The organism is Pseudomonas sp. GW821-FHT01E10 (assembly GCF_059422365.1).
The window spans coordinates 107,654-121,280 of sequence record NZ_JBWKWT010000016.1; the positions used below are offsets into that span (position 1 = coordinate 107,654).

Below are 13,627 nucleotides of genomic sequence, written 5' to 3' on the forward strand. Positions count from 1 at the left end.
GACAAGGAAATATGGATAGCTCCAAACAGGAAGGAGCGCGCTATCCCGCCGCGCTTGTCGATTGGGCAGGTCATCACTCCGGCGGAGTAAAGCGACTACTAGATAAGAATAGCGGCCAACCAAACAAGCGATTGTTACAAACGAACCTCCTGGCCCGCCTTCGTAGCTGGGCCTACATGCTCGCGGATGCCAAGGCGGAGGTCCCTCGAATAGTCCTGCTGGTTGGAGGACCGGGCAACGGGAAAACCGAAGCGATCGAGTCCACCATCCGATGGCTAGATGAGAGCCTCGGTTGTGATCAACGCCTGATCGAAGAGCTATCGAAGGCTTTTCATCCACCCGCTGGAATTGCCGTCCCACGACTAGTAAAGGTAGATGCTGGCAAGCTTGCGAGAAGGGACAGCGACCTAGATCTGGACATTGTTCAGGATGCCTCCGCTACAGCCGGGCACGAAGGAAAATCAGCTCCCGCCCTTCTAATCGAGGAGCTCGGCCGGGTACTTGAAGGATCTAGCTCCCAAGCCTATTTGTGCTGCGTCAACCGCGGAGTACTTGACGATGCGTTGATCTATGCCCTAGAAAATGGACTTGAGCAAGCACGAATCCTTCTCGAAGCAATAACCAGGGCGGTCAGCCTGGTGTACAACGCGCCGTCGTGCTGGCCTCTGGAGGGTTTCCCATCGATAGCCGTTTGGCCGATGGACGCAGAGTCACTACTCGTAAAGCCAGACAGCGAGCCCACGTCACCTGGAGCAATTCTCCTCGGCCAAGCAACAGCGCCGGAATGCTGGCCCTCCGAGGGTACTTGTCCAGCGGGGGACGGATGTCCATTCTGCACCAGCCAAGCACTACTATCACGCGAAGAACACCAGGCAGCCCTGCTACAAATCCTGCGCTGGTACGAGCTCGCCAGCGGCAAGCGGTGGAGCTTTCGAGACCTCTTCTCGCTTGTATCCTACTTGCTGGCCGGACACCACCCGGCTGACCACAGCCAAACCCGGCAACTGCAGCAATCCACTCCTTGCGAGTGGGCGGCTAACCTCATTGAACTCGACCAAAAAACAACGGGCGCCAAGAAGCCGAGCAGACAGGCGCTCACCGCCATCTTCCACATCGTCACGTCCAGCTACCAGCAAGCCCTCTTCCATCGCTGGGACAGGGATAGCGCAGCCTCGTTGAAGCAAGACCTCAAGGAGTTGGGCCTAGAGAAGCAATACGAGCGTGAGGAAAACCGCACTCTAAATGGCCTTTACCATTTCCTTCAGGAACGCAAGGCTCCCTACCTCCCTGCAACGATCGCCCCCTTACTCGAAAGTCTCGTGGACTTTTTGGACCCTGCCCTGGCAAGTCCAGAAAACGAGGTCGCGGTAAGCAGTCGTAGCAAGATCATTTTAGGGGAGCTGGATATCAGGTTCAGCCGATCACTTGCTGGCGGCATTGAATTCATCCGCAAATACCAAGCGCTTTCGGCGACTGAACTTGAGTTGCTCAAGCGACTTTCCGCGGCCGACACCATGCTTTCGTTGCCAGCAATCCGACGCAAGAAGCCCACGGCGGCGAGCCGTATCCAGCGCATGCTGCGTGACTTCGCATGCAGGTTAGTAAGGCGCAGTATCTGTACCCGCTCCGCTGTCGTAGCGGATGCAGCAATCCTCAAGTCCTTCCAGCAGGTCGTTGAAGATGACGAGAAAAGGCAACATCTTTTCGAGATTGCGAGACAGGTGAAGGATCTTCTCAACAATGGCAAGGACTTCGAGGTTTCGCTGACGACAACCTTCGGTCAGCCCCTACCGCCCCGACAGCGGCAGGCAACCCTAGTTGTGGAACCACGAAAAGTCAGGATCTTGCCTCCAACACTGAAGAACCGACCTCGATCGCCAATATGTTTTCTCGAGGTGGGTACCGGCAGTTCGGCACAGCCCATTGCCTTGACCTATGACTTGTTCAAGGCAGTGAAGGAACTGGAGCGAGGCTTGTCGCCAGCGTCACTGCCCCGTACGGTCGTGGCGTTGCTGGATACCACGAAAGCGCGACTTTCAGGTCCAATCGTCCGCGACGAGGACTCGCTCGATGGCGCCAAGATCCGTATCGGCGCAGATGGTGTAGTAGTGGCCCATTCATGGAATGGCTTCGTGGCGAGCAAGGAGAAAGAGCATGACCCTCGCTGATTTCAAGCAGGCCCCCTGGAGGACTTCCCACCCCAGATACAAGGAATCGGCGCTAGCGATCAGCCCTGCACCTGAATACGCTAACTCCGAGGTGCTACTTGCCTCGCTCTACCGCACCATCGGTTTCCCATCGACCAGGGAAAGTAGCGTCCCACAATCGGGGCGCGATTTGGACAAACGAATCCAGAAGCTTCGCAACAGGCCCCTCGCAACGCCAACCGGAGGGGTCGTTGACGTGGAGACATGGAACACAGTTCTCCATGGGGTGCTGGAAAGCCCAAAGCTCCCGAACCAGTCGACCAAGCGCTTCCTGCAAGTCACCCCGCTCGTTCCTGGAACAGCACTTTTCTCAGGATCCGCCCGTTTGACCAGCAACTCCTGGCATGCCGGTGGACTTGTTAGACGGATGATCTGGCTAGGCTCCAAGGACGATGAGTCGGCGCTTTCGCTTTGGAAGGACCTTTTCTCGGCATTGAGCGTAGGAGATAACGACGACATCTTTGCCCGCTGGCTGGATCAGGAAACTGTCGCCTGGGGAAGCAGCTCTGCACCTTGGGAGATGGCAGTGGTCCCAGAGGGGGAAGTGGCGTCACTTGCCATGGGCGATTTCGATGGTATTTCTTTCCTACCTGCGCGCCAGTTCACCAAAGACCTAAAAGCGATCATACAGGCAAAGGATGCCATGACCCGCCGGCAATGGATCAGCCTTCTCGAAGCAGTACTTCGACTGGCGACTGTATCGCATGTGACCTGGCTGTGCGATGTGCATTACAGGACCTGGGGGTGCCTATGGGCAGCTCTGACCAAAGGGGACGGGCCTGTAGAAGAAAGTGAAGCTAGATTTGCGATGTTTCCGGAGATGTCCCAGTACATGACTTACGGGGGGAAAGCATTTCAAGGGCTCAAGGATAAATTTTCCAGCTACCTCTCCGCGCGACTTGGTACCAATGCGCTCCTCTGGTCGCTCGAACAGGTGGGCGCCCCGTACGAAGGGGATCTTTCCTCCAGCGAGGGAATCGCCAGTCTTTGCCAACATATCCACAAACACAAGGATTCTCTTATTGCGCTCGGGGCCAGGGATATCATCCTGGACATACGCGAACGCGAGGCCAGGGCATTGCTGTGCAAGAAAGGCATTGGCTCAAACCTGTTCGAGTTCGCGCGACATGTACTGGGACAACGTCAGGCAGCCGTGCATTTGCTGAGGGGGTACGACCAGGGGTATGTGCTCAAGAAGAAAGGTAACAGCCCCTCCAGCCCGTGGGTCGTGTCCCTGGGACCAGTCGCCGTTCTTGCCTTTGTCCACTGCGCTCTTGCAGGTATGGGCGGGCCCCGATCAATCCACCGGCTAGGGCAGCATCTGGCGGCCTATGGCATGGCCGTGGATAGGCACGACATAGCCAAGAACGACTTGGGCTACCAACTCAGAATGCTCGGCCTCGTGCTCGATAGCCCGGATGCCGAAAGCGGCATGCTGCTGCTACCGCCTTTCCCCGCAAGCCTAGCCGTCCGGAACAACAGCTAATGAATAGACTCGCACAATCACTTGCGGCCCTTATCCGCGAGAAAGTCCTGAATGCAACCCAAGGACGCAGTGGTACTAATCTTGAGTCGCGACTGATTTTCCATGGGCCGCCCATCGAGATACTCGAAACTGTCTATGAAGAGTTGGCCCGAGATGGAGGGATACAGGTCCCCGATGGGGAGAATGGATATTTTGTCACGCTGCCCGTACTGCTGCAGTACCCCTCCAGTCTCGCCCAAGGCCCAAACCCAGAAATTGGGGCCTCTGGCAAGTGCGACGAGAGCCATCTGCTGCATATTCGCAACGATCCTAACTGTCCTAGTTTCGTGGCGCTCGTACCCCCTGGGCAGCACAACAACAAATCGGTTTCGTCGACGACCGACGAGTTCGGCATGAGCGCTACCACCAGCATGGGCCACGCGTCCTTTGACACCTGGTGGGATGACGGCTTCGTCCAGCGAGTAGTTACCAGTGGCTTGCAGAACGCTGGGATTCAGGAGCTTGACGATGCTAGACAGCTAGTCCAGAAGTCTGCTTCGTCCTTAGATGAAGTAGACACTAACGAAGGCATCCGCAACGCAGCTTGGCGCCTGCTATCACGCATCTACTCGATAGGTGCTAATTCGACAGGACTACCGCCGGGAACTGCACTCGCACTGGCTTGCGGTATCCCACCGATGCAAGACGGCGGCATCTCACCCAAGGCGCAACTCGGCATTCTGGAGAGAGTTGCAGACGAGCTTGCCGATGGTTTCAAAACAGGCATCGAACGCCTGCTTCAAGGCACCGCGGACGAAACAGGACGAGCCCTTCGCGGACTCCTTGCTCACTTGCAAGCAAATTGCGAGGTACCTACCGCCTTTGAGCGTGCCACGGAGGCCTTCTACCTGCCAGAAGATACCCTCCAGATCGAGTCCCCGCCTTCATGGTGGACAATATTGACGGCGGAACAATGGTCCGACCTCATTCTTGAAGAGCAAGAAGAGACAGCAGGCGACCTTTCCATCCAGTGCAGCAACTCCATCATCCCGGCTGGCAAAGGTATGCCTGCGGTGGTAGTAAACGAGGTCGAACTGACCATCTCCGCGGGGGAGGAGCGGCGAGCTGTAACGGTTTCGCTGACGGGAGGATCCTTTGGCAAGGTACCGACCCTGATCGATGTAGAAAATCAAGCCGCAGATGAGGACTCATTTCCACCTGCGCATAAGACGCCAATATCCTACAAGGTCACCGCAGCTGGACATAAGACCGCAACGACAAGGGTAATTTCGCTCAATAGCTGGACGCCTGGAATACTAGTATCTAGCCGTCTTGCGACAAAGCTGTCGCCCCCAAAGAAGCCGCGCAAGACAACTGCGGTAACGGAGTGGGAAACCTCGATGTCGCTGCCCGGCTCTGGGCGCTATGAATTGAGACTACACGCCTCACCGGGAACGAGCATCAGCAGGGCAGAGGGAATGCCCGACGATGCTACGGAGTTTGAAGAAAGCCGGGCCCCCCTCAAGCTCGAGGAGCTCAAGGACGGAAGCTATCAGGTAGAAATAGAAGCTGATGGCAAGTATCAGCTCGACATAACATTCACGCCGTCGGGCAGGAAGCCAGAGACCTGCCGGGTGTATGTATCCTGCGAGGAAACGAAGGAGGAAGGCTGTCGTAGCGAGTTCGAGCGACTTATCAAGTTGAACCGGAAGCATCTGGAAAAATTCGATGCAAAGGCAGTAGTTCAGCTTGATCGCCATGCCCGGTCTTCGAGCTTACAGTCCTGGATCCTCGACGAGCAAAACGTAGAAAAATCGTTTCGTCCCCTTGTGATTGCTGACGACTTTGTTACGCGCTGGGCACCGCCCGATTGGGATTTGCAAAATGGCCCAATCCTGTCGCAAGGCAGGTTTTTGCATGACCCCCGTCCCGGGCTCCAGATGTTCCAGCCGCCACAAGGCTTTATCGAAGCCAGGGTAGAAATCGCACGGTGCATCAGAAGTACTGACGAACAGTCAGGCCTTATAGAGTCGGCTCGGCTGGGGGAATGGCTTAAGTGCGATCCCTCGTTCCGACAGCAGGTAGAGATATACCTTAAGGCATACATGGACTGGCTGGCATCCGATAGGGAAACCGCCTGTTGGGTTGATGCCATCGCGGTTTGCTCCCTAGGAGCCGACGGCCACACGCTTGCGAGGATCCCCGATGCCATCATCCTATCCCCCTTGCATCCCTTGCGGCTCGCCTGGCACTGCCTGGCACAACAGGTTCTGTATGGGGAAGTGTCAGGCGACGACACACGCCCGTGTCCTGCAGCTAGCATCCTCGATCCAGATTGCATCCCCGATCTCCTGACGATGTCGATTCAGGCACCAGGGGGAGTTTCCATGGTCGATTTCCTATCCGTGGAATGCAACTCCGATTACTGGTCCGTACTCTGGAATGGCTCGCAGCTTGGGCAACTCGCCGATAGGTCTCTTCGGCCACCCTTCGACGGTTCATTTGGTCTTACCATCGGTGGGATCGCGAGCGGTTTTAGCCCTGCGCAAGTCGCGCGAGCGCTCGAAGATGTTTCTGACCTACTTGCAGCCAAGCCCGTCCTTAGCCTGGTAGTGTCCAGCGCCGGCGGTACGACCGACGCTTGTAACGATGGCCTTACAAGCTGGTGCACTAGGCGTTTCGGCGATGGCGAAAAAGGAAATCAGGGACATGGGGTTGGACCGAGGGTGCTGGAGGTGTTCGACATACGACCGGATAGCTCCCGACCTGACCAAGCCACGATCGCGAACTTATCCGAGGACACCAGCAATAGTGTCCGGTGGTTCAACAAGCAACCTCTCGGGACCAAGCCTGACCTAGGAATTGTTGCACAGCTAGACTCGGCGCAGCCGGAATCCACCGAGGTAGGAATGCGCTCCCCACTAGCCATGGGTGGATTGATCAGGCACCGGGTCCGGCGCCAACTTCACGGAGCCTTCCTTTGCGAATCCAGGCAGGGGTTGCAAATGCCGCCTTCCGGGGAAGAGTTCGCTGACAAGGTATCGGCCTGCATCCTTGCGCTGGAGGGCGGACTAGATCGTAAGGTCGGATTACAGTTTGCTCCGAACGTCCATGCAGTATCCAATATGCTCGTAGAAAAGCAGGCTGGATTCGTCGCTGTTTCCTCCTCCGCGATAGATCCTGCTTGTTTCCTCGGTGGCTGGATTGACGGGGCATACCTATGGGATTACGACCTTCCCGCATATTCGCATCGAGCCGGCGATACGAGCGGCTATTACCTATTGTCACAAGTCAAGGAAGCAGACCGCGAAGCCCTGCGGAGAGTCCTATTACCACTGCCCGGCTGCAAAGAGCTCCCAGGGGAACAAGTCGAGCAAATTCTCCTAGAGGTCGCACGAAGGGGCATCCCGACTGTGCGTGGTCTCTCTGGGGATGATACGGGAGCCACTGGTGATCTGGGACTGTTCTTGGCAGTGCGTCTCCTACAGGACCAATTTCGCCTCGAGGGCAACCTGAATAGTCTACTTCCGGTACTTACCGGTTCGGCAGACGACGCATCCCTCGCGATCATCATCCCTATCGACCCATTCCGTGGCTATATGGCCGACTTAGCTCGTTCGCTAGGGAAGGACCGAAAAGATACCTCACTGTCACGTCCCGATTTACTTGTAGTCGGCATCCACGCCAGCGATAGCAAAATACGCTTGCACCTCACGCCTATCGAGGTGAAGTACAGGCAAGGCGGCGTCTTCGGGGCAAACGACGCGACCGACGCTCTCGGTCAGGCCAAAGCACTCTCCACCCTTTTTAACTCTATCGAGGAGCGGGCAGGCAAATCCCCAATCTGGCGCCTTGCTTTTCAGCACCTACTGCTTTCCATGGTTGGCTTTGGCTTACGCGTCTATAGCCAACATCATGTTCTGGCCGGCAAGGCAGGTCTCTGGGCTAACTACCATGAGCGCATTGCTGCCGCGATCCTCAGCCCGGTCCCTGCAATCAGCATTGACTCCAGAGGCCGCCTGATCGTAGTGGACGGTTCATCCAATAGCGGCTCGCACGACAAGGATGGCGATGGGTGGTCAGAGACCATCGTAATATCGAACCAAGATGCAGGACGCATCGTTTCCGGCGACGCCCAAGCATTCTATGACTCGGTCCGTGCCCAAGTCCGCGACTGGGAGCTAATTCCCAGCCGGGAAGTTTCCGATACCCACAGTATCAAGCCAGATGTCGAAATAATCACTGCGGTGCCTGGCAAAGCCATCACGATCCCGGAAAAAAAGCTCCCCTCCCCGATAGAGTTGTCCAGCCCGTATCCAGAGGCGAGTTCCAAGCCTCCCCTGCCCTCTTATGCGATTGCCGAACCAAATGGGCAAGGCGACAAAATAGATAGCGGGATTTTGCTTTCCCTAGGAAGCACGGTCGATGGGTTCATGCCCCGCCCATTGGTCCTGAACATTTCGGACACCAGGCTCAATCAGCTGAACATAGGGGTAGTTGGTGATTTAGGTACTGGTAAAACTCAGTTCCTGAAATCACTTATCCTGCAAGTGACAAGAGCGAGCCATGAGAACCGAGGAATAAAGCCGCGATTCCTGATATTTGACTACAAGCGCGACTACAGTACCCCTGACTTCATAGAAGCTACTGGTGCTCGTGTGGTAAAACCTAACCAACTGCCATTAAACCTATTCGATACCACATCCATGGGCGAGTCCTCAGCCCCCTGGCTGGACAGATTCCGCTTCTTCGCTGACGTCCTCGACAAGGTGTACTCAGGCATTGGACCAGTCCAGCGAGACAAGCTCAAGGGAGCGGTCCGAAACGCCTACGAGACCACCAGTGTGCAGGGACGCCAACCAACAATCTACGATATCCACGCAGAATACCGCGAACTATTGGCTGGAAAGTCAGACTCCCCGATGGCAATCATCGACGATCTGGTAGACATGGAGGTCTTCACCCGCGAGCCTAGCAAAACGGTACCTTTTGACGAGTTTCTCGACGGCATAGTGGTGATATCCCTAGATTCGATGGGACAAGACGACAGGAGCAAGAACATGCTCGTTGCCATTATGCTGAATATGTTCTACGAAAATATGCTCAAAACTCAGAAACGCCCCTTCACCGGTACGGATCCTCAACTAAGGGTGATAGATTCATATCTGCTCGTGGACGAGGCCGATAACATCATGCGCTATGAGTTTGATGTGCTGCGCAAGCTTTTACTACAGGGGCGAGAGTTCGGCACCGGTGTCATCCTCGCTTCGCAATACCTCAGGCATTTCAAGTCCGGCGCGACTGATTATAGAGAACCGTTACTTACCTGGTTTATACATAAGGTACCCAATGTGACGCCAACCGAGCTGAACGCTCTGGGGTTCACTTCCGACATAGCTGAACTGTCTGATCGAGTGAAGACGCTACCCAACCATCACTGTCTCTACAAATCGTTCGATGTAGCAGGTGACGTCATACGAGGCCTTCCGTTCTACGAGCTTGTAAAGAAAATATGACATAACTTCGACTTTTCAGCCCTACACGAGGGGACATTCATGACCGATTTTCTCACTCCCGCAGAGCGATCGGAAAGAATGTCCCGTATCAAAGGGAAGCATACCCGTCCAGAAGTAACACTCCGTAAGGCCCTCCATAGACTTGGTATGCGCTATCGTCTACACGATGCCGGTTTGCCAGGCAAACCGGACATTGTATTCCCTCGATACAAGGCAATTGTATTTGTCCATGGATGCTTCTGGCATCGGCACCCCGGGTGTAGTATCGCTACCACTCCGAAAAGCAATACAGATTTCTGGCTGGATAAGTTCCAGAAAAATATCGCGAGGGATACCAAAGTAGTAGAGGCACTAGAGTTGCTGGGTTGGCACGTTTTCGTGGTATGGGAGTGCAACCTATCATCAGCAAAAAAAACAAGCTCTACTGCAGAGCAGATAGCTAAATTAATTAAAAATACAAATGAATAACTTGACCTAAAAACCTGTACGACACATACCCACAAGCGTGTTAATATATGGGGCGCCGCGAAATAGAGATAGCAATCAGATCTGCGCATTAGAAAACTAGCGAAGATTATCAGCCCCAATAGCCAGAAGTTTTGTTGAAATGTAAACGGACGCCTAGATATCAGGCAAGCGCATGAGATAAAAATGGCCACCAAAGAAAAATTCAGAGTTAGCTCTCATCTAAAAGACATTATTGGCCGTGACTTGGTTACAAATGAGTTTGTGGCAATATTTGAGCTAGTAAAAAACTCTTTTGATGCCCGCGCCACCAGAGTTGATATCGAATTCGACATAGAAAATTCTTCAATAACTATAATAGATGATGGCCAAGGTATGTCGATCGACGACATCAGGAACAAATGGCTGTTTGTTGCTTATTCTGAAAAAGCAGTATTTGACCCAGATACTTATCGAGACAAGATTAAACCAGCCGGCCAATTTGCAGGAAGTAAAGGGATAGGGCGATTTGCTTGTGACACGCTAGGCGAGCAGCTTGAGTTATACAGCATAACTACTGACAGTACAAAGATATCAAAACTGAATGTGGACTGGACGCGCTTTGAAAAAGATAGCAAAGAAGAATTTGATAGTGTCTTTGTAAATCTAGGCGAAACCAAAAATCTTCCTCAAATTGTTAATGCTAACCCCCCTGACGCTCATGGTACTGTTTTGGTGATAAAACATACCCGTCATGAATGGAATGTGGAAAGAATAGGTAGGCTTCGCCGAGACTTAGCCAAACTGATCGACCCATTTGGCGCTTCTAGGAATGTGGAAGTCTCAACCTGGTTAATTGATGGGACTACTGACACAATAGAAGGCGTAGATGGCCCTGTGGGCAACCAAATAGCAGAACTCCTTCAGGAAAAAACTAGTCGCATCGAGGTATTGATAGAAAATAATTCTATTCAATCTACGCTATTTGACCGCGGAAGAAAGATATATACAATAGCAGAACCATCACCTTATGATGAACTTAGCGGCGCCAGAATCGAAGGACAAGTATATTTCCTGAACAGATCTGCAAAAAAAACCTTTACTATGCGGATGGGTGTACGCCCTATTGAGTTTGGCAGCATATTCTTATTCCTTAATAATTTTCGAATATTTCCTATCGGGGAAGAATTTGATGACACACTTGGTTTAAATCGTCGAAAACAACAAGGCCAGTCTCGCTATCTTGGTACACGTGACCTAATCGGCCGCGTTGATGTCGCTGCGTATCCTAAAATGTTTCGGGAAGTTTCCAGCAGAGATGCAGGCTTGGTTGAAGATGCACACAGCAGGGCTTTGTATGAAGCAATTCTCCGCCATATGATAATCCGTTTAGAACGATATGTAGTAGGAGTGAACTGGAAAGACAAACAAGACCAAGATAGAGATACACCCGAGGGTTTAGAGACAGATAAAGCTAGAGAGAGGGTACTTTCTATAGTCGGTGGATTAGCGCGCACAAAAGATGTAGAAATCTTATACTATGACAAAGACTTAGTTAGAGTATCTGACGACCCTGATCAGATAACAGACAATGCTTTGAAGGCGATTTCAGAGGTTGCTCAAAGCCAAGGTGATACCTCACTAGTTAAACAAATCGAGGAAGCGAAGCGGAGAATCGATGACCTAAGAGTATCGAGAGAAGAAGCTCGTCAAATTGCCCAGCAGGCAGTAGCTGATCGTCATCGGGCTGACGCGCACATTGCAAGATTAGAAAAACAAGCTGCCTTTCTAGGGAGCAGTCAAGACGTGGATGTTGAACGTGTTCAGTTGCTTATGCATCAGGCGACTATTCATTTGGGGCATGTCCGATCTGCGATATTCAATGCCTCACATGAAGCTACGAATGTGCTTTCCGCTGCCGAGGCAGCAGAAAGTGGATCGGATGAACTAGAGGATATTGAAGACCTTATTGCATCAATTCGTCAGTCAGCCAGGCGCGCGTCCTCTTCGATAGCAAGTGCCAACTTGTCTGCAGAGAGGTTAGGTACAGTTCTTTCATTTGCTAGAAACATTCGCATAGATCTCCAGACAGATAAAATCCATGGCGACTTACTTCAATTCTTGCAAGAATACTTTGAAGTCATCATATCTGAAGTTTCCGACTTGCCCGACGCAGTCTTTGACGCAGATAACATTTCTCTCATCCGAGATTTTTCTCCCGTTGACATAGCAGTGCTTGTCGATAACCTACTTGATAATTCCCGAAAAGCCAAAGCCAAAAATGTAAAATTTAAAGCGATACAGAAAGGGCCGAACTCAGTAATTATCCGTGTAACAGATGATGGCCTGGGAATAGATGAAAGGAAAGTAGACTCCTCTAAACTGTTTGAACGGGGATACACAGGATCCGCCACCGGGACCGGCCTTGGATTATATAGCGTTTCACAAATATTAAAAATTATGGGTGGGTCAATTCAGATAGTCGGGGATGGAAGTCGTGCCGATTTCGAAATAGTCATTCCAGGAGAAAAGCAATGAATTTGGATTTCGGGATTTTATGGATTGAAGACTCGTTTAGTGTTGAAGAAGAGGACAACCTTAAACGGCGTGTGCGCGAAGCGGGATTTATTGCTCGAATTAGAACAATCCCTAACAGTCAGGGCATTGAAGACCTAGCCCGTGCTCACAGCCTTTATCATGACTATGATATAATTCTTCTGGATTATCGTCTAGAAGACGCAGAGAACGGTGCGGATATTGCTCCTAGGATACGAGAGCTATTTCCTTCAACAACTATATTGTTTTATTCGGGCAGCCTCGATGAATCTCAACTACGGCGTCTAATGGCGGATAATGTTGTTGAAGGTGTTTACTGCAGCGCTCGCAAGAGATTTATCGAGCGCACCGGCTCCCTAATCGATCAGACTGCTCGCTCTCTAGACAGACTTTCGGGAATGAGAGGGCTAGCCATGAGGGTCGTTGCAGAGTGTGATGCAATTATGAGGGAATCGGTGCTAGCGATATCTCAACGAGACCCGAACGGACCGAATAGCCTAAATTCACTCGACAAAGATGTTCTAGACCACATCAATGGCATGATTTCAACCTATGAAGCTTCACGCTCTGAAGGCCTTCAAGGTCGCCTAGACACTCGTGCTGTCGACAGCGCGAAGCTATTTAGCCATTTTCGGCGACTGACGAAGGTGGTAACAAGTAACGCTGGTATTTTTGGATTGAATGGCGATGATGTTGATCGTCTTCGCGAGCTCAGAGCACACAGTGCCCAGTATACAAAAGATGTTTTACTCAAACGCAACATACTCGGCCACGTGATTGAAGTACAAGATGAAAGTGGCTGGGTACTTACCGGAAGCAGTGATATCAGCGTGAGTGACTTCCCTGATATTCGACGCTCATTTGCTGCGCATATCGATGCGCTTCGGGGAATAAATACTATTTTAATAGTACGCGATTAGTATCCCTGGACTCTTACTAAGATAATCGCTTCGCTTGAGGATCAGTTTTGTGCTTAAGAGGTTGCATAGGGTCCTGTGAAAGCTAGATTGCTCGTTGGGATGCCATGTTCCATGCCGCACTCGAATCTCTGCCGCGCATATGGATCGTGATTTTTGACGATCCTTTCGACAATCCATCTATACCGTCGGGCGATCGCCCGGCGTTTGGTTGGGTTAGCTTACACCTACCAGATGTTGAAACTCATATGACTTGACGTTGTTGACCAAGCTTGCCACAGCGCTTCAGAGCGCTGACCAGCCGGTTCAAGAAGTTTGTTGGAAAGCTAGATCGTCACAGTGTAAATATGTGAAATGATCATGACCCAGAGTGATGTACTGCTGCGCACTCGAATGGCCGATGCAACGCGATAGCAAATAACCAATAAGACCGGACAGAACATCGGTAACCGCTCCATGAACTACACATTCAAAGCTGCCAAGTGATCCCGGATGCTGTGCTCCCGATTTCGTTCAGGAGCC

At 52.2% G+C, this 13,627-nt stretch carries 6 protein-coding genes; all 6 read left to right on the top strand.

Annotated features, from left to right (window positions below):
• The first annotated feature begins 11 nt into the window (after positions 1–11).
• The 6 genes from AC07V0_RS23480 to AC07V0_RS23505 all read left to right on the top strand — a co-directional run bounded on the left by AC07V0_RS23480 (position 12) and on the right by AC07V0_RS23505 (position 13,108).
• Positions 12–2,168, top strand: a complete 2,157-nt coding sequence (locus AC07V0_RS23480) for a hypothetical protein (RefSeq protein ID WP_495019968.1) — start codon at positions 12–14, stop codon at positions 2,166–2,168.
• Entirely contained in the window at positions 2,155–3,693 is a 1,539-nt protein-coding gene (locus tag AC07V0_RS23485) for a hypothetical protein (RefSeq protein ID WP_495019969.1), read from the top strand. Before AC07V0_RS23480 ends, AC07V0_RS23485 begins: the two co-directional genes overlap by 14 nt.
• Positions 3,693–9,188 carry a putative type IV secretion/conjugal transfer ATPase gene (locus AC07V0_RS23490; RefSeq protein ID WP_495019970.1) on the top strand — a complete coding sequence of 1,832 codons (5,496 nt, stop codon included), beginning with the start codon at positions 3,693–3,695 and terminating at the stop codon, positions 9,186–9,188. Before AC07V0_RS23485 ends, AC07V0_RS23490 begins: the two co-directional genes overlap by 1 nt.
• Positions 9,189–9,227: 39 nt before the next feature.
• The gene (locus tag AC07V0_RS23495) at positions 9,228–9,656 is read left to right on the top strand and encodes a very short patch repair endonuclease (RefSeq protein WP_495019971.1); all 429 of its coding nucleotides are present in this window, start codon (positions 9,228–9,230) and stop codon (positions 9,654–9,656) included.
• A gap of 183 nt (positions 9,657–9,839) precedes the next feature.
• Complete coding sequence (locus AC07V0_RS23500) at positions 9,840–12,170, top strand: sensor histidine kinase (protein ID WP_495019972.1); 2,331 nt, start codon at positions 9,840–9,842, stop codon at positions 12,168–12,170.
• Entirely contained in the window at positions 12,167–13,108 is a 942-nt protein-coding gene (locus AC07V0_RS23505; protein WP_495019973.1) for a response regulator, read from the top strand. Before AC07V0_RS23500 ends, AC07V0_RS23505 begins: the two co-directional genes overlap by 4 nt.
• The last annotated feature ends 519 nt before the right edge of the window (positions 13,109–13,627 follow it).